15 protein-coding genes and 1 riboswitch are annotated in these 25871 nt (G+C 47.9%); of the genes, 2 read left to right on the forward strand and 13 right to left on the reverse strand.

The features are described from left to right. Window positions 1-206: 206 nt before the first annotated feature. Both MHB80_RS23935 and MHB80_RS23940 read left to right on the forward strand, forming a co-directional pair. Entirely contained in the window at window positions 207-3182 is a 2976-nt protein-coding gene (locus tag MHB80_RS23935) for an ATP-binding protein (RefSeq protein ID WP_341279316.1), read from the forward strand. A 74-nt stretch (window positions 3183-3256) separates the two neighbouring features. After that, window positions 3257-4015, forward strand: coding sequence for a GGDEF domain-containing protein (locus tag MHB80_RS23940; protein ID WP_341279317.1), 759 nt, complete (start codon window positions 3257-3259; stop codon window positions 4013-4015). A 94-nt stretch (window positions 4016-4109) separates the two neighbouring features. Here MHB80_RS23940 and MHB80_RS23945 read toward each other — a convergent pair whose 3' ends face one another. The 13 genes from MHB80_RS23945 to MHB80_RS24005 form a co-directional block, all read right to left on the reverse strand. Then, window positions 4110-4754: a class D sortase gene (locus tag MHB80_RS23945; RefSeq protein ID WP_341279318.1), complete on the reverse strand. Its 645-nt coding sequence runs from the start codon at window positions 4752-4754 to the stop codon at window positions 4110-4112. Window positions 4755-4957: 203 nt separating this feature from the next. Then, the gene (locus MHB80_RS23950; protein ID WP_341279319.1) at window positions 4958-10831 is read right to left on the reverse strand and encodes an SdrD B-like domain-containing protein; all 5874 of its coding nucleotides are present in this window, start codon (window positions 10829-10831) and stop codon (window positions 4958-4960) included. A 255-nt stretch (window positions 10832-11086) separates the two neighbouring features. Next, the gene (locus tag MHB80_RS23955) at window positions 11087-11899 is read right to left on the reverse strand and encodes a transglutaminase-like domain-containing protein (RefSeq protein WP_341279320.1); all 813 of its coding nucleotides are present in this window, start codon (window positions 11897-11899) and stop codon (window positions 11087-11089) included. A 13-nt stretch (window positions 11900-11912) separates the two neighbouring features. Beyond that, window positions 11913-11998: riboswitch (cyclic di-GMP riboswitch) on the reverse strand. 359 nt (window positions 11999-12357) lie between these two features. After that, complete coding sequence (locus MHB80_RS23960; RefSeq protein WP_341279321.1) at window positions 12358-12888, reverse strand: hypothetical protein; 531 nt, start codon at window positions 12886-12888, stop codon at window positions 12358-12360. Window positions 12889-12977: 89 nt separating this feature from the next. Next, window positions 12978-14141, reverse strand: a complete 1164-nt coding sequence (locus tag MHB80_RS23965; protein ID WP_341279322.1) for a response regulator — start codon at window positions 14139-14141, stop codon at window positions 12978-12980. A 275-nt stretch (window positions 14142-14416) separates the two neighbouring features. Further along, window positions 14417-14938 carry a type 1 glutamine amidotransferase domain-containing protein gene (locus MHB80_RS23970; RefSeq protein WP_341283063.1) on the reverse strand — a complete coding sequence of 174 codons (522 nt, stop codon included), beginning with the start codon at window positions 14936-14938 and terminating at the stop codon, window positions 14417-14419. A 664-nt stretch (window positions 14939-15602) separates the two neighbouring features. After that, complete coding sequence (locus MHB80_RS23975) at window positions 15603-15788, reverse strand: hypothetical protein (RefSeq protein ID WP_341279323.1); 186 nt, start codon at window positions 15786-15788, stop codon at window positions 15603-15605. 139 nt (window positions 15789-15927) lie between these two features. Next, window positions 15928-16494, reverse strand: coding sequence for a hypothetical protein (locus MHB80_RS23980; protein ID WP_341279324.1), 567 nt, complete (start codon window positions 16492-16494; stop codon window positions 15928-15930). A gap of 48 nt (window positions 16495-16542) precedes the next feature. Beyond that, the gene (locus MHB80_RS23985; protein WP_341279325.1) at window positions 16543-16992 is read right to left on the reverse strand and encodes a hypothetical protein; all 450 of its coding nucleotides are present in this window, start codon (window positions 16990-16992) and stop codon (window positions 16543-16545) included. Between the two features lie 124 nt (window positions 16993-17116). Next, window positions 17117-18448, reverse strand: a complete 1332-nt coding sequence (locus MHB80_RS23990; protein WP_341279326.1) for an SPFH domain-containing protein — start codon at window positions 18446-18448, stop codon at window positions 17117-17119. Between the two features lie 516 nt (window positions 18449-18964). After that, window positions 18965-20746, reverse strand: a complete 1782-nt coding sequence (locus MHB80_RS23995; protein ID WP_341279327.1) for an ABC transporter ATP-binding protein — start codon at window positions 20744-20746, stop codon at window positions 18965-18967. Continuing rightward, entirely contained in the window at window positions 20743-22527 is a 1785-nt protein-coding gene (locus MHB80_RS24000; protein ID WP_341279328.1) for an ABC transporter ATP-binding protein, read from the reverse strand. Before MHB80_RS24000 ends, MHB80_RS23995 begins: the two co-directional genes overlap by 4 nt. Window positions 22528-22567: 40 nt before the next feature. After that, entirely contained in the window at window positions 22568-25849 is a 3282-nt protein-coding gene (locus MHB80_RS24005; RefSeq protein WP_341279329.1) for an amino acid adenylation domain-containing protein, read from the reverse strand. Between the last annotated feature and the right edge of the window lie 22 nt (window positions 25850-25871).

Raw genomic sequence — 25871 nt, forward strand, 5'->3', positions numbered from 1 at the left:
GTTTCTGTTGTAACTAGACACTACCTGAAAAGGAACTTGTCTATTTCTGTCGAATTGTAAATAATATGATACTTAAAAACACACCCAAACTCAGACTGTTTATTTATATTGTTGTATTTATTAGCTTCCTAACCTGCCTGCATTTCATCTGGAACGCGGCGTTTAACCCCCCTGTCCATCCTGCTGCAAAGCAGGGTGTACTAGATTTGCGCAGCTGGCATTTTACTGACAAAGAAACGATAAGGCTTAATGGTCAGTGGGAGTTTTATCCAAATATTTTCCTTACGCCTGATCCCTTAGGCGCCTCGCCTGGCAGCAAAAGCTGGGCTGCTGTTCCAGATAAATGGGGTAATTATTTAAATAAAGACACTGATGGTTCTGGCTTTGGCTTTGGAACCTATCGTCTCCGTATTTTGCTTCCTGACAATGGCACTCAGCAATTTGGAATCGAGACGATGGCTATTTCAAGCAGCTATGAGTTATTCGTTAACGGCCGTTCTGTATCCAAGCTCGGCCAACCATCAGAAAACCCACAAGAGCATGTAGGGAAGATGTATCCTCTTATTTCTTCTGTTGCAGACACAAATGAGATGAATTTGGTGCTTCATATCTCCAATTATGATTTCCCTGAAGGAGGCGGTATTACCAAGCCGATTAAATTCGGGACGTTAGCCGCCGTTCAGCGTGAAGATTATTTGTTAATTGCTATGCAGCTTATGGTTGCCGTCATCTATATACTTCATCTTATTTATGTAGGCCTTCTTCCTTTGCTTGGCGTTCGGAAGAAAGAGCTCATTTATTTGTCCATCGTTATTTTCTGTATGATGCTAGGTACTCTCGTGGATGATAATAAATTATTGCTCTCCTGGCTGCCTATCCCTTTAGAGTGGAGTATTAAACTATTAAGGCTTAGTTTAATTGGAGCATCTACAATGCTGTTAGCATTCTCCGCCAATTTTTTTCCTATATATCGGAAGGATAAAGCCATACGCGTGTATTTATTGCTATGTGCCCTTTACGCAATCGTCACTTTGTTGCTGCCGTATGAACTAGTTATTTCCTTGTCCCCCCTTAGGATTATGGCGATCTCACTTCCGCCTTTAATTATATTGATTATGATCTTGCGCCTAGCACTTAAGGGTGAGGACAACATGGTTTTCCTCCTTTTTGCTGCTATAAGCCTCGCTTCCAGTATTGTTTGGGCTACCCTCAAATTAAGAACAGAGTGGGATTTGCCTTATTATCCATTTGATTTAATTTTTGCATTTATCTGTTTTGCTTCCTTCTGGTTCAAACAATTTCTGCAAACTAGAACCAATTTGGAGCAGCTTGCTTATAAACTGCAAAAAGCCGATAAAGCGAAAGATGAATTTCTCGCTAATACTTCTCACGAGCTGAGAAATCCGCTGCATGGCATGATTAATATGGCGCAGACCGTATTGGCTAATACGACCCATTCCATTAATGAAGCAAGCAAAAATAATTTAATGCTGATCATTACCGTTGGACGCCGCATGTCGCTGCTGCTTAATGATTTGCTCGATGTCACACGTCTTAAGGAACGAGATATTCATTTGAATAAGGAAAGCATCCGGCTGCAAAACATCATTTCCGGCGTATTTGATATGCTGCGTTATTTAACGGAGGACAAACCCGTTCAGCTAGAAATGAATATATCCCGTTCATTTCCTAAAATAATTGCCGATGAAAATAGGCTGATTCAGATTTTATTTAATCTCATCCATAATGCTGTTAAATTTACGAACGAGGGTATTGTTAGCGTTCATGCAGCAGCGATTGGGGATAAAGCCTATATCCACATACAGGATTCTGGGGTCGGCATAGATACAGACGTACAGCGCACTATTTTTCAAGCTTACGAGCAGGGTGATTCCAGCATGACCGCCATGAGCGGCGGTATTGGTCTCGGGCTCAGCATTTGCAGGCAATTAGTCGAGCTACACGGGGGTGAGCTAACGGTACAGTCGGTTCCGGGTAAAGGTTCTACGTTCACCTTCACCATGCTCCTTGACGCCCATGCAGCTGCCGACGAACCAGAATTTACGCTGCCAAGCGAAGCTGAAACAGCCGTGTCTACAGAAGCCGTCATTGCTGCTAATTCTCAATTACTGCGTCTTGATCAGAGACAAGCGGCATCCGACACAGAACAAAATAAAGCCACTGTCCTTGCCGTAGATGATGATCCTATTAACTTAAAAATATTATCCAGCTTGCTGGATTCAGAGTTTTATGAAGTGGCTACCGTCACGAGCGGCAAAAAAGCACTCAAGCTGCTTGAAACGAAGGAGTGGGATCTAGTTATCGCCGATGTTATGATGCCGCAAATGTCGGGCTATGAGTTGACTCAAACGATTCGCAAACGATTCAGCATATCCGAGCTGCCGATTTTATTGCTGACTGCTCGCAGCCGTCCCGAAGATGTCAATACAGGCTTTATGGCAGGCGCAAATGATTATGTTACTAAGCCTGTCGATGCTTTGGAGCTCAAGTCTCGCGTACAAGCTTTAACTGACCTGAAACAAACGGTAAATGAGCGGCTGCGTATTGAGGCGGCTTGGCTTCAAGCACAGATTCAACCTCATTTTCTATTTAATACGTTAAATTCCATCGCCTCCTTAAGTGTGATTGATCAATCGAGGATGGTGCAATTGCTGGAGGAGTTCGGAAAATATTTGCGAGCGAGCTTTGATATGAAAAATTCAGAGCGCGTAGTTCCGCTTCAGCATGAGCTGGATCTGCTTCATTCCTATCTATTTATTGAGAAAGAGCGCTTCGGCAATCGCCTGCAAATTGAGTGGGAGCTTGATGACTTGCCATGGCTTCGTATTCCGCCGCTTTCCATTCAGCCGCTTGTAGAAAATGCCGTGCGGCATGGAGTGCTGTCCCGTTCAAGTGGGGGCACTGTGCGTATTCACCTGAAAGGATACGACGATTATACTGAAATTGCGATTATAGATAACGGGGTCGGTATGGAAGAAGAGAAGGTCAGAAGCGTGCTGGAGCAAAACCGTGGAGGAATTGGCCTCCGTAATACGGATCGTCGTTTGAAACAGCTGTACGGCAAGGGATTATGCATCGAAAGCACAGTAAAACAAGGTACGGTTGTTCGCTTTTCTATCCCAAAATCCTCAACCGATGAAGCAAATTTAAATGGGATATAAAACAAGTATAGAAATTGTATAGATGTTCCGTGTATAATGTTGGGGAACAAAAAAAATAACTATGGTGATAAAACATGCGCTTAAAAAAATGGGTTAAAATTCTCCCGACTTCCATTATGATTGCTGTAATAGCGGGAATGCTGGTGCTGTTTTTCACACAATTGTTCAGACTCCCCGAGCCATTCTTCTCTAATCAGAACCTTCCTTTCTTCTTCAACACCCTAATGGTCATTATCATTACCGTTCTTATTATTATCTTGCGTGCCATGCTTGTTGAGAGAGCAGTATTGAAGAAGCTTGCCTTTAGGGACGGTATTACGGGTCTTTATAATCGACATGGGCTTGAGCAATTTTGGAAAACATATCGCAGCAAAAAAAGTATGGCGATTCTCTATCTGGATTTGGATCACTTTAAAGAAATAAATGATCGTTTCGGCCATCATGTTGGAGACGCACTGCTTCGGGAGGTCAGCGTTCGCTTACAGCAGGTGGAGTCTAAAAAACATCGTGAGCTATTCCGGATTGGCGGTGATGAGTTCGTGATGATTCTCAAAAACTGCGACCCTATTATAGCAAAGCGGGCTGCCACGCAAATTTTGGAAAAGCTGACGACACCTTACGCAGTCGAAGGTTATCACGTGTTAATTACCGTTAGTATCGGTATTCGGATGTGCACGGCCCGCAACGCTGAGCATGATATGCTTGTGAAAGAAGCGGATGCTGCGATGTACGTAGCCAAGAAACAAGGCAAAAATGGATTTTTTGTATTCAGGGAAGGAAGAAGCAAACTTCCAAAAGAGAAATATGGCAATATTAATCAAGCCAAGCCGTAAAGTCAATAAGCAAGGAGTTCTACACCTTCCGCTTGTTTAGTGGATCATGTGGTACTCCTTGCTTTTTTACGTTTCTATCAGCTTTCAATTCCTTTTATAGTGTCTCCATTTGACGGGCATGCACAATTAACCTGTGAGTCGGGTTGATGAGCGGATCGCAAGTAATGAGTGTAAGCAATTTGTCACCGGGAACACTATCTAATACTGACAGCTCGGTTGGCTCGACAATAAGGGTCTCGTACACTTTGTAAACATATTTTGCATTACTGGTCTGTACGACAATTTCATCGCCAATTTCTACTTCATTCAGCCGATTGAATAACCTTCCGGTTGTATGGGCACGATGCGCTGCGACAGCCGCATTGCCCTCCTCCCCAAACAAAGCAGTCTCTCGCATATGAACGGCCGCATGCTTCATATTAGCCTTTGTAGCGCCATCTAAGATCGGTAATAAGACATCAATACGATCTATCGTAATTGTTGCAATGGGCTTGCCATTTTGAAAATCGTTTAATAGAGAAGCTGCCTCATCCTCGGTTTCTTCTCCTGCATTTAACATATTATTTAGCTGTGCGTAGCTTTGTGCGGCCCCCGTATTTACAGGCTGTGGCGTATCCATGAGCAGGAGCGCTTCTTTTAACAGCTTCTTCTGCTCCCGATCAGCCATCCATTCATTCCACTGCGGATAAATGAGCAGCAGCACTCCGACTGCTACCAATATAATTGCGATTTTACGCAAATTCTCAGCTCCCTCTGCTTATATGTTGCTTAACTAAACTGAATAGGCTTCTCTATTATGCAGAGCCTGGCTCTACAGTTTCTCTACAGCCCGCACACTTCAATTAAAAAAACCTCCAAAACGAATGAAAAGTCTTCGTTTTGGAGGCCTTATGCGCAGAATATCAAATTTCTTTTACTCTGATGAAGCTTGCTGCATCACATTTACGAACGTGAGCGTTTTTTTCTAAGCAATATCGCTCCAAGTGCAATTAATGCAGCACCTGCAAGCTGGATAGGCAATTGACTGGACTCACCTGTCTTCGGAAGTGTGCCTTGGTTATTCGGTGCTGGCGTATTTCCATCTCCATCTGAATCCGATTCCTCAACTACCCCGAGCGGGATTTCATCCACATCGATTTCAAACAATATTTCCTCTTCGATACCGTCAGCATCTTTTACGATAATAGAGAAATCATCTTTGCCTGTATACCCTGGATCAGGTGTATACACCCATTGTCCATTATCGTCAACCGTTACTTGTCCGTGCTCCGGTTGCTTGCCAATATCTACATTTCCACCTTTTGGCACGTCAACTTTACCTTCAACTGGCGTATTTTCCTGTGTCTTATCTTTCTCTATGACAGGAGTCGCTGTTGGTGCTGGCGTCGGTGTGCCTGACTGCTCAGGACTTGGAGCCACCGGCGTTGGTGTTGGCGTTGTAGGCGTCTCCGTTACAACAGGCGTTGGTGTAGGAGATGGTGTCGCTGTTGGTGTAGGTGTCGGCGTTGGTACTGATGGGTTGCCCGAATTTCCACCTGGACTAGTTGGCTTATAAATAAGCCCAAGGTCAATCGTCAGGTCTTCCCAGCCACGCGGCGCCCCTTCACCAATAACGATAACTTCTGTGTATCCATCTACCTGTTTGTTTGAATCTTCCTCAGCAGAAACACCGTCTGCCTCAGCTTTTGTTACTGTGTAGCCGACTGGCACAATAAATTTCACAAAATATTGTCCGCTTGGCAGTTGATCAAACAAATAGTAACCAGGATTTCCACTCGCATCATTTGCTGTAGTGGTTTCTCCAATTTGCTCTTTGTTTTGATTAAAAAGCTGTACGGTAACGCCATTTTGGCCATCCGTAGCCAGTTCATCCTGCTTGCCGTTGTCATTACGGTCAAACCACACATAATTGCCAATAACCCCTTTGGCAACTACGCCAAGGTCAATCGTATGATCAACCCAGCCAGCCGTTTCATTAATAATGATTTTGGCTGTTATGCCGTCTGCATCCGTTGCATTGGAATCAAGAGCGGTGTTCGCTCCTTGCTCCGCGCTTGTTTTCACATAATCGCTTGGCAAAACGAATTGAACATAATATTCGCCTGCAAGCAAATTATCGAATAAATAATAGCCCGGCTTGCCGCTTGCATCATTCGCTGTTGTCGTTTCAGCTACAGGCGTACCTGTGCTGCTGCCTTTATACAGCTTAACCACAATGCCATTAATACCGTCTTTCTCATCTTCGTTCTGCAAGCCATCGCGGTTGCGATCGAGCCATACATAATTCCCGATTTCACCGCGTGGAACAAGACCCAAATCAATCGTCAAATCATTCCAGCCTGCTGGTCCAATCGCAATGACCTCGGTTATTCCTTGGCCATCCGTTTTGTTCGAATCCACATCTGGTGCTCCAGCTTCCGGCTTAGTTACACCGTATTCCGCCGGAATGACGAACTGGACATGATAGTCGCCTTGCGGCAATCCAGCAAATAAATAAAATCCTGGTTTACCATTTTCATCATGCGTAACGGTCTCAGCCAATACATGGTTTGCATCGTCATAAAGCTTAACGATAATGCCATTAATGCCTGTTTCCGCTGCATCTTGCAGCCCATCTTCATTACGGTCAAGCCATACATAGTTGCCGATGGAGCCACGCTCATCCGAAACGACAGGTATTTCATGCTCAGTCGTCACTGGCGGCGTTTCATTCGAAACCGCTTTGGCCACATTGATAATAGAAGCCGCTGCTGTATCTACTGACGTTACCTGGTATGAATACGTAAATTCCTTGGATTCCCCAGATTTCAGTGATGGAATGGTTGGTATGCCAGATACTTTTGTATCGGTAATCACAACATTCGTTAAATCGCGCTTGCCTGTATTGGTTACTTTAACCGTGTAGTTAATCCAGCTTCCTGCTGCTGTATCGGAAACAGCGACTGCACTGCCCTTTTTCTCAATCTTGAGCCCTGCTGTCGGAATGCTGGCCTCATCCTTAATTGGATCAGGGGATTCATTGTAATATACGGTTGCTACATTATCCAAATCTGTCAAATCCAAATCTGCATCTGTGACGCGGTATACGCCCTCAAGCGTCAGTCCCGCTCCTGCTGCCAGATTTTTAATGATGATAGACGGATTCGTGCCGGTGCTTACCAGTTGACCAATAATGTCTGGCCTGTCATGGCTGCCGCTATTCAAGGCAATTTCCTCGCCATTATACGTCAGCTTAGTAAACTCAAAGCCGGCTTGCAGTCTATCAAGCGCATCTGAAATTTTAAAATTATGCAAAGTAACAGAAGAGGTATTTTTCAAAGAAAGCTTATAATGCACATCGTTTCCTACCACTACATACTGCTGCGAAGGAGCAATCGTGGAGGAGCCTTGCGTCACACTCGTAATTTCTTTCTCGAATGTGATGGAAGGGTATGAACCGCCCGTAGGTGATGCTGTTTCGATTAGTCCCAAATCGATTGTCGGAATTTTACCAGCTGTACCTAAGCTGATCGTATCCGTACGATATGGCGTATAACCGTCTACAGTAGCGCCTTTCGTTACCAGATTGGAGTCATTGTCATTCGTATGGCTTGGATCTGCTCCACTCACATTTGCAGTCGTTGGCATGTAGCGATCCGGCAGCACAAACTCTACGAAATAATTGCCTGCCTCAAGTCCCTGGAACAAATAATAGCCTGGACTTCCATTGTAATGATAGCCCGTCTTGCTTGACTTGAACGGCGTCGTTTCACCTGCTTTGTACAGATTTACGGTAATGCCGTTAATACCTGCACCTTGACCGCTGTCGCCCGGATATTCTTCATCCTGCGTGCCATCGCGGTTGCTGTCGAACCAGACAAAATTTCCGATTTCGCCAAGCGGTACATGCTCGTTGTTCGGGTGAATCAGGAAGCCGACTTTGTTAGGGGCTGTTGGAAGCATTTTGCTGCCTTCATCATTGCCTGCACCGACTTCAGTTGCTTGAATGGCAAAAGAGTTCCAAGCTACTTCATTGGTCGGTGCTCCTACAGGGGCATCCATTTTCCAATCCAATACGATATAGTCGCCTGGCGCAAGACCAGCTGATCCATCACTGCCTACAATGTTCGACAGCTGGAAGTATAGCGACTTGATGTCTGTCAAATCATCCTTCTGATAATTGCCTTGTTCGATCCAGCCTTGCTTGCTGTCATTCACATTCGTGAAATTAACAACCTGCTCCTGATTAACCGACTTGCTGTAATAGGTGGACAGCGTGTAGTTCACCGTTCTGCTTCCCGCTGCCGCTGAAGATGTAAAGGTTTTATTGCCGGACGAGAGTACTTCCGACAGGTTAGGCTGCCACTGCGTGCCCCTTGCTTCATAAGGTGAACTACTGTTGACGCGCAGCGCATTATCGCCTACATGCGGCAAAATATCCAGCACATCAATGACGCCAAGTCTCGTATTACCGCTATTGCGTACCGCCAAACGATAATCTGCTGTTCCGCCTTCATACGTTACGCTGTAACGCGGATACTCAGTGTATGCAATATCGCCATCATAATCGAATGGCTGTACGGGAATAGCCGGTATTCCATCATACGTAGCATCATCTGCTGCCCGGAAAATAGGCTCCAGATCGCCTTGATTCCATTTTGTCGACTGTACGAGCGACGCTTTGCGTACCGTTACATTCGCAGAGGCATGAACAAAAAATTCATCCGTTCCCGCTGTTGGATCAAAGCCAATGACTGTATCTTTAATCGCATTGTTGCGTGTTTGCCATGCTGGCAAACTTTGCGGCTTATCCTGTGCGGAGTCCCCTGTATGCCAGAACTCTGTATTAGGATCGCTTGTTGTAATATACATATCGTTCGTATAGGTTGTACCTTGAGGCGTACCCGCACGAACCTCGCCTTTATAGCTGATTTCAAAGCTTGTGCCTGGAGCAAAAGAAGTGCCGTCGGACCATGACCATTTGACAAGAGTCCGTCCAGTACCGTTCCAGTTTTTATCAACAAGCTCTAGCTGTGGAGCACTTGCTCCAGCAGGCGTGCCCGTAAACGTAAACGAGGCTGCCAGCGCCGCAGCAGGATCGGCTATTTTAGGGTTGAGGTAATAATCAAAGCTTGTTGGCAATAAATCATAGACAACTGGATTAATATAAGGTCCCGTTGCTTTAATATCATTGCGAACCGTTAAAGTGAACGGCACTGTGCTGAGCGGACGGAAATTTCCCGCTCCAATCGCTTTATTAGCAACAAGCCATGGCTTCTCATTGTTGATGTTGAAATCTGCTTGAGCCGTTTTTTGAGGCTTATTATCCCATTGACCTGGAACGGTAACATTCAGTGCCTGATAATCCAGAGACACTTGATTCGTTACTTGATCGCCGTGAACGACAGGAGCATTCGTACCGTTAGCAAAGTCTCTAACCGTTCCTGTAATTTCAATGCCGCCAATTGTACCGCCTGGAGCCAAAGTGCTGAACGACCACTCCAAAGCAGCCAAATATTCGCCTGCATTGAGCACAATGCGGTTCGTACCAGCTGTCGTGCTCACTGTAATTGTGCCGTTAGGCGCAAGACTGCCGCTATACGCATGCCAAGTTTCAGTCACGCCATCGCTTGTTTTATAACGAAGCTGGGATGTGAAAACATTTGGCATTTTAATGCTGCTGTAATCCATTTCCACAGGCAGCACATCTGTCAATACCAGGTTCGACAAAGAGGTATTTACATTTGTTCCCGTATTGCTGATGCCGCCGATGTTGAACTTCTGGGTTTGGCCATGCCAGCGATACTGGTAAACGCGCGACTTGGTTAAACCGGAAACGCCAGATACCGGCTCTCCGAATTTAGTTGTCACATCAGCGTCAGGATCAGTGACCGCCCCGTCACCCTCGAGCGTATAGCCGCTCAAAATTTCAACGTTGTTTTTGCGCTCAAGCGGTGTTCCGGTCGGATGACCATACCCTAAATCGTCAGGGAATGTGACCGATACTTTTGCTTCAAAAGATTGTCCGGAAGCCAGCTCAATGTTCGACCAAGTGATCGTACGAGCAGTTGAATCATAGATGCCACTTTCTGTTGAGTCCACATATACGGCATCTGGCGGCAGCGTATCGACTAACGTCGCATATTTCAAGCTGCCAGGATTCGTATTGCCCGCTTCGCCTTTAATGCCTACCGTATACTCAACCGCTCCGCCAATAATTGGAACTCCGCCGCCAAATCCGGTGTCTTGGCTTTTGTAAGCCCACCATTTGTCATAGGTTGAGGCAGTTGGTGTCGCCGTCGGTGTTGCTGTAGGCGTCGGTGTAGCTACTGGATTCGGGTCCGCGTTAATCGTTACATTCGCCGATGCTGTTGTACTTTCCGCTGAATCAACGAGTGTAATCATCGCCGTATTCGTCGTAGGAACAACCGAACTTGAGCCAGTCGGCTTCGCTTTCACTGGAATTTCCAGCTTCACCGAAGTACCGGAAGGCAGTGGATGTGCATTAACCGTAAGGGTTTGGCCGTTTTTCGTATCCCAGCCTCCATCCTCCCAGCCATCCACAATTTCAAATTGTGCCGGTACAGTATCAACAATCGTTACATTCTTACCAACATGAGTCGCGCCATCCGCCTGATACAAGATGGTATACTTGAAGGTATCGCCTACATTAACGGTGCTCACACTAGCTGTCTTTGTAAAAGTCAGTCCTGTAATCGGACCTGCTGCCTGTATTGGCGCTGCGAATGGCTGGAATGCGGCTTGCAGCAGCAAAACGAGCAGCATGATCCAGGAAATCTTTTGCCTGATCGCTCTCTGTCTACTTGCGGGCATCATATCAATCCTCTCTTTTTCTCTATCTTGTCTAGTTGTTCTATTGTTGTGATTACCTCACGAAAGCCAAGTTTTTCTCCATCCTCTCCCTCCTTGCATTCAAATAAGAAAATTATATCTAGCCCAACTGTACAAAAACTTTACAAGCTTCCCCTTCATTCGATAGCCTAAATAACAGCAAAAAAAGCTCCGCCCATCCCTTGAAGGATAGACGAAGCTTCTGTACGTGCCTATTCATTTCTATGTGCTTAGATCCGTTTAATAGACTTTAGCAGCTGTATAACGCGAGCTGTCTTTAATCATTTTGCCCGCTTTCTTGCTGTTCTTCATGCCAGCATCAAGCGTCGTATCGATCGTGATCCATTTGCCGTCCAAATATACTTCATTCCAAGCATGATAGTTAGATACATCGGACGCTTTGCCCGTCACCATTTTAGCCGGAATGTCCACGCTGCGAAGCATGCCTGCCATTAATGCAGCATAACCGTAGCAAATGTCTTTCTGCGAGCTAAACGTACGATCGATTTGTGGCAAATAATCGTTGGTCACCTTAGCTGCAAGCTGATGATCGTAAGAAATATTCGCTACAATATATTTGTAAATTGCCGTTACCTTCTCGGTATCCGTCTTTTTCCCCTTAGTCAGTTCCAATGCTTTCTTGACCGCTTTGCTGTTGCTGCTCCAGTCAATATTTTGAATGGAGTTTAAATAGACGAGGCTGCTGTCACTCAAATTCAAGGTAACTTTGCCTGTTTGAACTGCTCTATATTTATTGGTTCCACTGACGTTTTCCAATAATGTAATCGTATAGTCTCCATTGCCCAGTTGAAGCGCAAACCACTCTTCTGTCTGGTTTGCCCGGAGCGCATATGTGTAATTTTTGCCGTCTTTGGCTACAACCAGCCTTGTATCTATGCCCGACTTGACCTCATAACGAATACCAATGCTTCCTTTATCCACATTGGATTCATCGAGCCAGCTTGTCCCAGCTGCTGCCACTTGAGCAGTTGCTTGCGGGAACACGGACAGTATCAATGCAAGCAAAATCATAACCGTTAAACTTTTGCGCATAAAAAAAACTCCCTTCGGTGGCTAGGCTACCATCTAAATAATAGAGAAGGCCCTTTAGCTTTGCGTCCCTGCCTTTCGACAGGTTTGCCGTTATCGTGTAAAGTTTTGTAAGTGGTGTTAGGTAGAAGAACTACCTTATATTAATCTATGATTATCTCTAGTATATACCCATTATTTGCAACAAACAATACGTTAAACCTTTTTTATTTCCAGGCTGAGGCTTGTATTTTCTGGCTTTTCTTCATCCATCTCCGCTTTAACCGTTTCATAAAAGGCTCTTCTTTCCGCTCTTTAAGCATGCCCTTTACATCCCTTAGCAGGAGCATATACCGCATTTCATCCTCATGCTTCAAGCTTTGAAACTCTTTCAAATGTTCAGCGCCCATCCCACTTCAGCTCCATCATACGTTTTATCAATCCTTTTTCGGCTGATAAAATTCTGATACCCGAACCAGCGTTTAGCTGCTTTTGACCGTATAAAATTTTTGGAATCTCCAAAACTTCCTCGGTCCTGTCGACAAATAAAGCCAAGCAAAAAAATCACGAATACCGTCATCCACGATTCCCTCATTGTACCGATAAAGCTGCCGCTGATAGTTCAGGCGACATATTTCTACCCCATCCCACCAAAAAGAGAACGTGTTTCGCTTGTCGTCATGCTCCAGAGCAATAATAAATTTCCCTTCCGAAAGCTGAAAATATTGCTTGTCATAGAAAAACAAAGGCCCCTCAGAAGTAGCTGTAATCCCAATAAAATGACCTCGATGATGGGTATAAAAGCCTCGAACGATCGTGTAATCGGTCACTTGATTTAAATTCAGCTGTCGTAGGTGCTGGGCTCCCTCGCTTATACAGCAAGCCAGCTCAGGATAGCGAAAATGGCGAATGACGTTTATTTGCCGTTTCTCGGTTATCATCATCTTCTTCAACCATTCCTTTGAACATGCTATTTTTTGAAAATGAAGCCCGTAAAGCTTGTCCGTCTCCATTTTCACCTGCTCCTCCATTATAAATAAGGCAACTCTACAATTTCTCGACAAAATCCCTGTTTAATCTCGAAAAATTTACAAAATAGGCCCTACAACGTGCTAACGCTGCTTTTCCACTCTTTATACCATTCTATAATGTACGCGCTTGGCTGCTCGTTCAATTCTTCTATCAGCGCGGCGGTTAAAACATTGTACTGCTGATTAACCATAAGATGATTTCCTTTAGACGCATACAGCTGCATTAAGGCAAAATAAGCCTCTTCCGCTTGCGCATGCTCCTCTATAATCCGAATATATCCAGCAATCGCTTTATCCAGCTGACCATGCTCGACATGCCATTCTTCCAATCGATAGGAAGTATTCAGCCATAACCGTTTCAGCCGCTGGCGCTCGCTCTCCGCCCACCAATAATCATAATCCTTTAAATAATCGCCTCTATAAAGATTCATAGTCTCTTCGTATTCCGCAAGCGTTGCAGCCGCTAGCGGCGGTGCGGCAGCAATGCCCCGCTCCCATTCCTCTACATCGAGCACAACCTGATTCAGCGTCATTATGTATCCTTCTGTTGTATTGGCAATGTGAAAACACTTTCCAAACTGATCTAGCGTTTTCCTAATATGGTACACAGTCGTATACAGCTGGGCATATATTTTTTCAGTCCCATTATCGGGCCATAGCAAATCGATTAATATCGATTTTCTTACAAGCTGTTCGCGATGCTGGAGCAAATACAGAAACAACTCCTGCGCCTTCGTTGTACGCCACCTTATGGCTGCATCCTTTTTCCCGGAAAACTCCACACTGAACTGCCCCAATAGCTGCAAAACCAGATGCTGCTCCTCATTCGCATTTTTCACTGACTGTAGAGCCTGCTCTTTATCCTTCGCAGACGAATCCAGCCGCTTCTGAATCCGTTCCATCGTTTTCAATAAGCGCTCAGGATGAATCGGTTTGACGACATAATCCAGTGCATTCAGCTCAAAAGCTTTCACTGCGTATTCATCATAAGCGGTTACAAATACGATATTCAGCTCCGGCCTGACCTCAAGAAGCTGTTCAGCAAGCGCAATGCCACTCACTTCAGGCAAATTAATATCCAAAAATACGACATCCGGCAGATCGCGTAAAATCCGCTCTTTCCCGGTCATCGGATCCTCATATTTCCCCAAAACCTCTACGTTATTTAATTTCACGAGTTGTCGCTCCAAGTAATCCAAAGCGAGGCATTCATCATCTACAAGGATAACCTTCATGCTTTACTCCTTTAATATACGAAATAACCACTCGTTCACAAACTCTGCCATGCTGACAACAATTATAATCCAGTTAAATAGTTGCCGCAATCATTTGGCTTGAATAGCCGTTACAAATTCAGGAAAATTTGCATATTAAAAAGAGCAGCATTTGCTAAACCTCAAGTAGGCTAAACGCTTGCTGCTCTTACGCTCTGCGGTTAGGGTTTTGTTCAAAGGCAAAACTCGCAGCGATAATGGATAGAATGGACGATCCAGTTGTTCTGCTAGATAGTCTACCAGGCGTTGACGCCCAACTGTTCAATCGTTGCCTGAATAAAAGCAGGCTCGTCCTCTGGTGTACGGGAAGTAATCAAATTGCGATCTACCACGACTTCCTCATTACGAAAATGTCCCCCAGCTGCCAGCACTTCCTGCTCCAGCTCCGGATAAGCTGTAAGCGTCCGTCCCTGCAGCAACCCAGCCTCAGCCAACACTTGCGGGCCGTGACAGATGGCGGCAATGGTTATACCTTTTTCATCAGCATCTTTTACGAAAGCATGCACGGCCGCATCCTCCTTCAAGTGGGAGGGGGATGCCCCGCCAGGGATAATAATCGCCGCATAGTCGCTTGCCTTTGCCTCATTAATCGCCAGATGCGACTTATAGGCAATTGTGCCTTGCTTGCCCTTCAATTCCTCATTGCTGCGCAAGCTTATAATAACCGCCTCATGGCCATTTTTCACCATTTCATCATACGGATTTTGCATTTCGGAATCTTCAAAGCCATCGGCCAGCAGAAAAGCCACCTTCTTCATTTGCGTCATCCTTTACACGCTCCTTCTTGTTTGGGCTCTATTTTACTTTACCCTAAAAAAAGGATTCGCAAACAAATCCTGATGCTCAGATGCGATCAACGATACACGAGCATCCTCCCGCAATAGTCGCATTCCTCGCTTTGCATTGGACGCAACAACTTACTAGCACCGCAGCCTGGGCAGCTGATTGTTTTAGGCACGGACGGTGGGGCAGACGGGGGCGGGGGGCTTTGCCTAGCATTATGAACCGCTATCCGTTCCGCTAAACGGGCTGCCGCTGCTGCTTGCTCCTCGGCCTCCCACGCAGCTCTCCGCTCTTGCTCTTCATTCTCGGCCGTACTTCTCTCAAGCTCTAGCTCTTGCTCCGCGCTCTGCAATTCAAGTCGCAGGGATTCTATTGCTTCCCTAATCGGCTTCTGGACTGGTTCACGTTCTGCAAACTGTAAAACAAGGTGAACTAAAATCCACGCTGGGAAAATAAAAATCACGGAATAAAGAAGTATATTCAGCAGTAATTTTCCCTGATATGAATCCGGTAATACAATTATATAAAAGATAACTCCAATAATTGGCCATACCGATCCAATTATATACACACCGATTTTCTCGCTTCTCTCTAGCATAACTCATCCCGCCTCTGTAGCTTCATCCACTTTCTTCTATTTTAATGATGTTCGCTCCCAAGTCTTGTTGCTCCTAATATAAATATGACCACCGCTGTTATCCCGAAATATTTACCGAAAAATAAAGCCTGCTCCGCGAAGGACTTCTCTCCTCCCCAATAGTACGGTGTGAACAGCATGCCATTCACAAGGCATCCGATTGCAATGATTTTAAGTACTCCACCCATCTCGCTTCCTCCTCTTCCTTTCGTTACAAAGACGACACCCTGCTCCCTAATAAAAAGAGCAGCATCCGTTAACCTCTACATAGGCTAAACGATTGCTGCTCTAATCACCTCCGCTCCTACCATGCAGGCACTGCTCGTGTTAACTGTACACCAGCATCGTTCCGCAGTAGTCGCATTCCATGCTCTGCATAGGCTGCAGCACCTTTCTCGCGCCACAGCCCGCACAGCTGATACTTTTGGGCATGAGGGGTGGTGGAGGTGGAGACGACGGTGGAGGCGGGGGCGGTGAAGTACGGCTCTTCGCTTCACGCCTTGCCACTGCCTCCGCTTCTGCGCGAATAGCCGCTAGCGTCGCTTCCTTCTCAGCCTCTAGCCTAGCCGCTTCTTCGGCTTCTTCCTCCTCTTCGGCTCGTTCACGCTCTTCTCTTGCAAGCTCCTGTTCATGCTCCAGCTTCTGCAGCTCCAATCGAAACTGGACAAGATACGGCTCCTGTTCATCTAAATATTTTTGCTTCCATTTAAAACGCCTGTTCTTCCTTGCCCCGACACAAATAAGGCAAGCACCAGGAAATAAAAAGACGACAATCCAAGAGGCTATGATGCCATCTACTCCATAACCTGACTGGGGCAATGTATTAGGATATATGATGAGACCTAAAGCAGCCCACAATACGCCAATTGCCTTATGCCAAAAACCAGCTGCCATTTTCATTCACCCCGTCTTTCGCTCCGTATGGCATAGGAGCCTTTACACCTAGCGGTATTCAATATTTGCATGGCAATATTCACAGAGGATCGTTTGTTTAGGCCATAGCATTGTATGGTTGCCGCAGCTTGGGCAAGCAACAGACTTTCTCCCCTGTCCCGAGCTGCTCGCAGGAGCCCTGCCTTCCCTTGCCTGCTCCCTCTGCAGCCGCGCATGCCTCATTTCATCGGCCATTTTTTTAGCTTCTAACGTGTTCTGTTGTATGGTAGCATGGCTCACCCGAATGTTGGCAACCCATGAGGCATCCTTCTTCTTCTCTCCTTTGGCAGCAAAATAAGCCAGTAAAAAAAAGAACAGAGCGGGTAGAATCGCTCCAAAAATATATAACCCTACTTTTTGTGAAAATAAAAGTGAACTTGGCCTATTATCATATTCCCCTAGCATATAGCCTACCACTAGCAAAAATCCCACGCCAATTACGCGAAACGTCAAACTCATGAAGCTTTCCCTCTTTCCCAGCAGCAACGCCATTACGTCTCACACGCAGTAATGTGCTGCTTTTGATAGCTGCCACGGCCCAACACTTGCCCCTCCCATGAACTGCACACGAGCTGCATAGGAGCTATGCTCTGCCAGCAAGTCCATGCCCGCATTCTGGGCAAAACTTCTGCCCTGCCTGAACTTCATGACGGCATCCCGGACATTGCTGGCTGCCGCTGCTGTTATTGGTGCCGCAATGCGGACAAAACTTGGCGCTTGCGGCCACTTGCTCCCCGCAGCCTCTACACGGACGCGGCAGCGTCTCGCCGCAAGCGCTGCAATTGACTGCATCGTCCGCACAATCCGCGCCGCAGCTTGGACAAGGATTATAAGCATCACCGCAGTTGGCGCAAAACTTAGAATTTTCCCGATGCGGCATGCCGCATTTATCGCAATTATGGATGGGCCTAGGCACTCCCGCCTGACCGCCGGCGGAGCTGCCAGCAAGCCCTTTGCCGCAGCTGTTGCAAAATTTCGCCTGCGCATCGTTGCGGCTTTGGCAGCTTGGACAAACCTGAGCTGCGCCTGCTGCACCATATAGCTGCTCGCCCAGCTGCCCAAATTGGCTGCCGAAAATGCCGCCAATTCCCGCTCCCATGCTAAGTCCGAGCGCTGCGCCCATGACGCCGGCTTGCGAGCTGCCTTCATTTTTCGCTGCGCCCTCCAGAGTGTCGAAGGTACGCTCCTGCTGGTAGTTATAGCCGATAATGTCCATCTCTGCTTTGCGCGCAAGCGCATCACGCAGCCGTTTCAGCGAGGCATCATCCTCCGGCGTACTGATCGAATCAATGAAGAAATTGACGAGCCGAATGCCGAAGGGATGCATCAGCGCGCCAACCCGTTCCTCGACATGCTTGGAAATTTCGCCGATGTAGGCGTTGATTTCAAGCAAGCTCACTTTTTTGAACACCAGATAAGAAGAAAGCAGCTCATTAATATTCATCATAATCATGCCGCGCAAATATTTGGACAGCGTGTCCTGATTAAACAGCGGAAGCGTTCCGACCAGCTTCGACAAAAACTGGCGTGAATCCTCAATTACAATACCGAACTGGCCGAAAGCCCGAACCGGAATAACAATATTGTATTTCGGGTCCTGCAATTGAATCGGCGACGCCGTTCCCCACTTCACATCGAGCGACACCTGCTTGTTCACAAACCACACCTCGGCCGAGAACGGCGATCTTCCGCCAAAAGGGATATTAACCAGCTGGTTTAAAATCGGTATATTAAGCGTACTAAGCGTATGCCTGCCAGGCCCGAATAAATCTAGCGCCTTACCGCCCTTGAATAGCAGCGCCTCTTGCGTATTATTAACAATTAGCTGCGTCCAGGTTCCTAGCTCCGCATTCGGGTATTTCCAAGCGTATACGTCCGGAGAACCGTCGTATTTGACCACCTCTACTATAGCCATTCCCTCTCACCTCTATCATGCTGACATTTTCAAATCTATTAAAGCTTCTATCTCTATACATTTAATAATAAGAACAATTTTCCTGTTTTTCAACAAAATTATGTTCCATATTCCACATATTTGAGCGAATTTCGCCAGCTTTCGACTTTGGCAAACCTAATCATAAGAAAAAAGACATGGATCGATAATCCTGTCCCACCTAGGCCAGTCTATCATCCATGTCTTATCGTTTAGCTTACATTCAGCTTATCGTTTAGGCTTGCGGCTATGCGCCATATTGCTCGATTTTGATCAAATTCGTCATACCGGATAGACCAACTGGCGCTCCTGACTCTTGTCACCCGATACTTTTCAAGTTGAGTTTTTACATGACAACCCTACTGAAAAAAAACGGTTCAGAAGATGCATACCACAGTTATGCGTTTCTTTGCCAGTTCATTTCGTTATCCTTTATGAACCGCCGCCGTATGCGCCCCGCTTGTACAGAAATGAGAGATCAGGGGGCGTCACCCCCTGTCACCCCCTCTTACTCAATTCCGTGCTACCGTATAATTTCACGAAGTAGGCCCCTCGTTCAAGCAATTCCCGATACGTGCCCTGTTCGACAACGGTTCCCTCATTCATGACCATGATCAGATCCGTTTTCTCCACGCTGCTGAGCCGATGAGCGATCAGAATGGTCGTTCGGCCTTCCATCAATTGGTTGAGGGCCTGCTGCACCCAATATTCCGATTCGGAATCCAAAGCGGACGTTGCCTCATCCAGCAGCAAAATCGGGGCGTTCTTGAGCAATGCGCGGGCAATGGCAATCCGCTGTCTCTGACCGCCTGACAAAGACTTCCCACGCTCCCCCACCTGCGTCCGATACTGCTCGGGCAGCTCCTCAATAAAATGATGCGCATGCGCCGCTTTGGCCGCCTCTATGATCTCCTCTTCCGTGGCTTGTGGATTTCCGTAACGAATGTTCTCTTCGATCGTTCCGCTGAACAGGAAGGCATCCTGCGGCACATAGGCGATGCGTGCGCGAAGCTCGTCCAAGGTATAATGTCCTAGCGGCTTGCCTTGAATCAGAAGTTCCCCGCCGTCAATGGGGTAGAAGCCCAGCAGCAGCTTGATCAGAGTGCTTTTGCCGCTGCCGCTGCTGCCTACGATCGCGGCGATTTGTCCTGGAGCTACTCGCAAAGATACATCGCTCAGAACTTTTTTGCCTGGCAGATAGGAAAATTCTACGCTCTGAAACTCCACCATGGCAGGCGAAGATGCAGACAAGGTCTTAAACGAAGGCTCATCCTCTTGCCGAGATCCGAGTTGCTCCGGCTCCTCTTGCTCGTCCAATAATTGCTGCAGACGCTGCGCACCCGCCAACGAGTTCTGCGCCATGGACAGCGTCGTGCCAAAATTCATAATGGCGTGGGTCAGATTGATTTGAAGCACGGCCAGCGCCGCTACGGTTCCCATTCCAATAAGCCCATAGGTATAGAGCAGACTGCCTATGGCTATGATTCCGCAGAATGTCACATAACTGACAAAATAATTTACGGCGGCCAGCATGCCATTCTTTCTGGCGGTTTGTGTGGCTACTCTCGTTACTTGTTCATTCAAGCTTGCATACTGCGCATAGATCGGCTGAATATGAAATAATTTCACAAGCTGTATCCCTCCGATAAAGTCGGAGAATTTCCCCGTCATCCTGGCCAGAAGCTGGAGCGATTGCTCGGAGAGTGTGCGGATCTGCTGTACAAACCGGGCGCTGATCGCAAAGGAAACCAGTAAAATGGCAAGCGAAGCGCACGCAAACGGCCAATGAACGACAAACATCGTCACAAGCGAGCCCACACCGAATACGAACTGCAGCAGCAGCACGAAATAAACGCCTGTGTAAGTCACTTCCAAAGTGGTTACGTCGTTGTTCATCCGAGAGAGGATATCCCCGTTGTGTGTCTGCTCCAGATACCTCGACCGAAGCTTGCAAAGCTTGACAAACAGACGCTCCCTTATATCCGCCATCGTCAACTCCACACTGCTGCGAAACATATAGGAAAAAAACGGAGCGACGAAATTCACGAGAAACAGGGAGCCGGCCAAGATAAAGATGGCACGATACATCAGCGAAGTATCCTGCGTCACCGCAAAATCCACCAGACCCTGGACGACCAGGCTGAAAGATACCAAAAACAAACTTTGAATGGTCGTGCTTACACTAAGGCCAGTGAAATAACGAATTTTGCTTCTTTTGCTCATAAAGTTTAGGATATGGCCAAGTTCCTTTGCATGGGAGACTATGTCAGCCACTTTCATAAGAAGACCACCTCTCTACTCTTCACAAGAGCGGTGGTAAACTCCTGATGATACGAACGGGCGTACAAACCGTTCAATGCCAGCAGTTCGCCATGATTGCCAGCCTCTGCAATCTCCCCCTGCTCCATGACCAAGATTTCATCCGCCTTCTCGATGGTTGACAGTCGGTGCGCAATCACAATGGTTGTTCGGTCCTTCATGAGTACGTTCAGCGCTTCCTGAACGTACAATTCAGACGCCGTATCCAGCGCGGATGTAGGCTCGTCCAAGAGCAGGATAGGCGCGTCTTTAAGGAACGCGCGCGCAATGGTAATCCGCTGGCGCTGTCCGCCGGACAGAAGCCCCCCTCTCTCTCCTACCTCGGCTTGGTACCCGTCGGGAAGCTCCATGATAAACGAATGCGCATTAGCCAGCTTCGCCGCCTCGATCACCTCGTCCATCGTCGCATGCTCCCGTCCGTAAGCAATATTGTCGGCAATCGTGCCACTGAACAAATATGCATCCTGGGTAACAACCGAAAAACAAGAACGAAGCTCATTTGGGTTGCTGTCTAGAATCGGTTGGCCGAAAATTCGAATCGTTCCTTGTTCAGCAGGCAAGGGATAAAATCCGCATAGCAGCTTAAACACCGTGCTCTTTCCCCCGCCGCTCTCTCCGACCAGCGCAACGGTTTTCCCTTCCGCTACCGTAAAGCTGAGATTTCGCAGCACAGGGGCGTTGTTATCGTAGGCGAACGTAACGTTATCGAATACGACAGGCAGATCATCCGTTCTTGCAATCGAATGCCCCTCCAGATTTTCGGCAGGCTGCTTCAGCATTTCGGCCACCCTCTTCAAAGCCCCGGTCATTTGAAAGGTGTTCGTAATCAGAGTCGGGATGTGATCCAGCGGCTCCAGGCATAAATTAAGCAGATACAAAAAGGCGATCAATTCTCCGGCGCCAAACTTTCCTATGGATATCAAGTAGCTGCCGTAGATCACGGCAAAGATAATCGGACTTAGCATCAACGAGAACAAGAGAGGATCAACCCAAGCCTCCCGTTTTCGCAAGGCCAGTTTCTTGAGCAGCGTCAATTGAAGCAAAGACTGATACGAACGAAGCAGCATTCCTGAGAGCAGGTAACTTTTCACAATTGGCATTCCGCCCAGCGTCTCCTGCGTAATAGCGTTCATTTGCCCCGTATGCTCTTGCACCTCTTCCGTCAGTCGCTGCATTTGTTTGCCGACCCATTGCGATACAAGCAAGGATATAGGAAGAAGCAGAAGACTGAACAAGACAAGCTGCCACTGAATCCAAATCAAATAGATGAAGCAGCCGATAAACAACATCGGATGGTAAAACCATTGCGCCAAATCTCGACTCATGAATTGATGGATGACCTGCAGGTCATTGCTGGATCGAGACAACACATCTCCGGAGTGCTGCTTTTCGATATAATGAACAGGCAGCTTCCCGATATGGTCCATCAGATGATTGCGAATATCTCTTATGGCCAAGGCGCTGCTTCGCTCCACGCCGAACGCCATAAAATACTTCGCAGGAACGCCGATTAGGATGACGGCAAAAACGGTGAAAACGATGGACAAGACGAGCCGCCCTGCCCCATTCTCCGCACGAGTCGTTAAATCTTGAATGAAACTGCCTATCCATATCTCGATCAGCGCTGCCGCCATGGCCGAAACAATTCCGACGATCATCCAGCCTATGTGAGTTTTCAAATATGTCCATATCCATAGAAATGATTTCCACAGGGTCAATCCGTCTTTTCGCTCTTGCACCACATGTTGTCCCCTTTCAAGGTATGCGCAGGGTTATTCGACTTCAAAACGGCACCTTATGAGATTCCATCTTCCGCTCAATAATGTGTTGGACGATGCCACCAATCACGTTCGCGTTTTCTTCCACGTATTCAGGAGCAAACACCTGCTCGTGAACCCCGGCGAGCTGATATTCCTCGTAGTTTTGCAAGGTAGCTTCCTGCCATGACGGCCTATGTTCAAGCGCTCCGCGCTCTCTGGAACCCTCCGCGATTAGCCCGTGAATATTCGCCTGAACCGTGCCCGAGTGAATCAGCTTCGCTCCATATGTCAGATACGCCCGCACTTTGCGCTCCACGCGTTCGCGAATGAATGGGTTGTCGAGCAATTCTTTCTCCTCGCCTTCGGCAGGCTCCAGAATTTCCTTGATGTCACTTTCCACTTCGTCCATCGGCGTTTCGAATTGTTTATACGCAGAATCCAACATAATCAGGTCGGAGACGCGGCCGCCTCTCCTCTCTATCGCTTGGGCCACCTCATACATCAGATTGCCGCCCAACGAATACCCCAGCAGCACATACGGCGAGCCGTCCTGCACGCGGAGCATCTCCTCCACATAACGGTCTGGTATGTCTTTGAAGCCATACGTGTCGTCTATAAAATCTATGGCGTAAAGTACGCAGCGGTCATCCAGCTTCTTCGCAAGTTCCATATAGCTTATGCCATATCCGCCCCCCGGAGGAAAGCAAAAGACGTTGATCGCTCCGTTTTCGTTGAGTTTCATAAAGCGGTCGCCGCTGTGTCCCTCCAGCCCGGATTGCCAGATCTCATAAGCCATCGCTTCGACGGACGGATTCTGGAACATGCTGTGGAGTGAGATTTCGACTCCCATTGCGGCATACACTTTTTGAATCAATTGCATAAGGCTTAAGGAATGTCCGCCAAGATCGAAGAAATTGTCCTTCACTCCGACTCTCTCCGTTCCAAGCACCTCTTGCCAAATCGGCACGAGCTGCTCTTCCAGCGGTGTACGAGGCGCGATGTATTCCGCACCGGTATTCACGCTTCCCTCCGGCGCAGGCAGCGCCTTGCGGTCCGTCTTCCCGTTCGCCGTCAGCGGCATCTTCTCCAGCTGCACGAAGTACGACGGGATCATGTATCCCGGCATCTCCTGCAGCAGCCTTCCTCTTAGTTCGCTCACCGTCAGCAGCTTGTCCGCTACCACGTACGCGCACAGCTGCTTCTCGCCGCTTTCATCCTCCCGCGCCATGACCATCGCTTCCTGCACCGACTCCACCTTCAACAGCTGCGCTTCCACTTCCCCAAGCTCGATTCGGTACCCCCGTATTTTCACTTGATGGTCGATCCGTCCCATGTATTCGATGTTGCCATCCGGCAGCCATCTCGCCAGATCTCCCGATCGGTACATTCGCTCCCCTGGCGCAAACGGATCTTCCACGAATTTCTCCGCCGTCAGCTCTGGGCGGTTCAAGTACCCGCGAGCCAGACCTTCTCCAGCTACATACATCTCCCCTGCCACTCCCGCTGGTACGCATCGGCGCTTGCCATCCAGCACGTACACCTTCAGCGTCGGGATCGGTCTTCCGATATTGCTTCTCCCCTCGGCGATTTCCACCTCGGTGATTTCCTTGTAGGTCACGTGCACCGTCGTTTCGGTGATCCCGTACATATTGATCAACTCCGTAGCCGGGTACCTCTTCCTCCAGTCCTTCAGCTGCTGCGGCGCCAGCGCCTCTCCTCCGAAGATGACCTTCCGAAGGCTCAGCGTCTGCCCGCTCTCCGTCAGCGCTTCGCGAAGCAGCTGGTAGAAATACGTCGGCGTCTGGTTCAGAATCGTCACGCCCCGCTCCTTCAGCAGTTGCAGGAACTGTGCCGGCTGTTTCGCCGTCATCGGCGGCACTATGACCAGCTTGCCTCCGTACAGCAGCGCTCCGTACATTTCCCACACCGAGAAATCGAAGCAGAACGAGTGGAACAAGGTCCACGTATCGGATGGGCCGAAGTCGAACCGGTTCTTGCTGTTGAACAGCAGCCGCACGACGTTCTTATGCTCGATCAAGGTGCCTTTCGGCTTGCCCGTCGTTCCCGACGTATAGATCACATAAGCCAGATCGTTCGGCTGGTTAACCGAGGCCAGGCTCGTGCTGTCCGCTGCGTAGGTCTGCTCGTCATCCAGAAGCAGGCAGACACCCGCAAACGTCGCTTTGTCCCGCAAATGCGCTTGCAGCAGCAGCACACCGACTCCCGAATCGTCCAGCATATAGCGGATACGCTCCTCTGGATACTCTGGATCGATCGGCACATACGCCCCACCCGCCTTCAAGATAGCGAGAATCCCGATCACCATGGAAGGGGAACGTTCAGCCATAATGCCTACCAACTGATCCGCCCCTACACCTTGGCTGCGCAAGGTGCGCGCCAGACGGTTCGCCCGCTCATTCAGCTCGCGGTACGTCAGCCGCTCGTCCTCGTACTCGACCGCGACCGCATCCGGATGACGCTCCGCTTGCTCCTCGAACAACACATGAATCGTCTTCTCTCTCGGGTAATCCGCATCCGTATCGTTGAATACGGTAACAATCTCATGCTTCTCGGCTTCAGACAGAATGTCCGCTCTATCGATGGCAAGATCCGGCTCGAACAAAACGCCAGACAGAAGCCGAATGTAATGATCGGTCACCTTGACCATAAAATCTTGGTCGTATCGGGTGGAGTCGAAGCTCAGATTCAATACGATCGAGCCCTGCATCAATTCGAATTGAAACAAGGTGTCGGTCCAAGCTTTGTTATTCCCGGCATCCGTATGTATGTTTGCAAACGAGACCACTGTTGGGACAACGGGCTCGCCATGCGAATTGTACTCTACATTCATAGGCCGAACCATTTTTCGAAATGGAATATTCTGATGCTCTATGGCTCCGCTGACCGACGATTTGATTTGGCCCAGCAGCGTTCTAATCGTGCTCTCACCATTCACCCTAGTTTTAATCAAAAGAACTTCTTGGCTCGGCAGATTTCCATCATCGGGCTCGCTGTAAGCGGGCATGCCTACAATCGTATGTTCTTGGTGAGTATAGGTGTAGAGCAACCCGTTGACTCCAGCCATTACGATCATATAGACGGCCATGTCCGATCCATTCGCCAGCGAGAGAATTTTCGCCGCTAGCTCCTGCGGTAGCGTGCAGCAGATTACACCTATTTTGGACGCGGCATTCACGCTCGTTCCCTTATTGACGGGGCTGCTGTACGGCAAGAAGCTCATACTATCTTCAGCGTCAAATATGTCGTTCCAATAGGCCTCTTCCCTCTCAAACACCGACTTCATTATTATCCCTCCCCATACTGGT

Source organism: Paenibacillus sp. FSL H8-0537 (assembly GCF_038051995.1).
In the GTDB taxonomy this organism is placed as follows: Bacteria; Bacillota; Bacilli; order Paenibacillales; family Paenibacillaceae; genus Pristimantibacillus.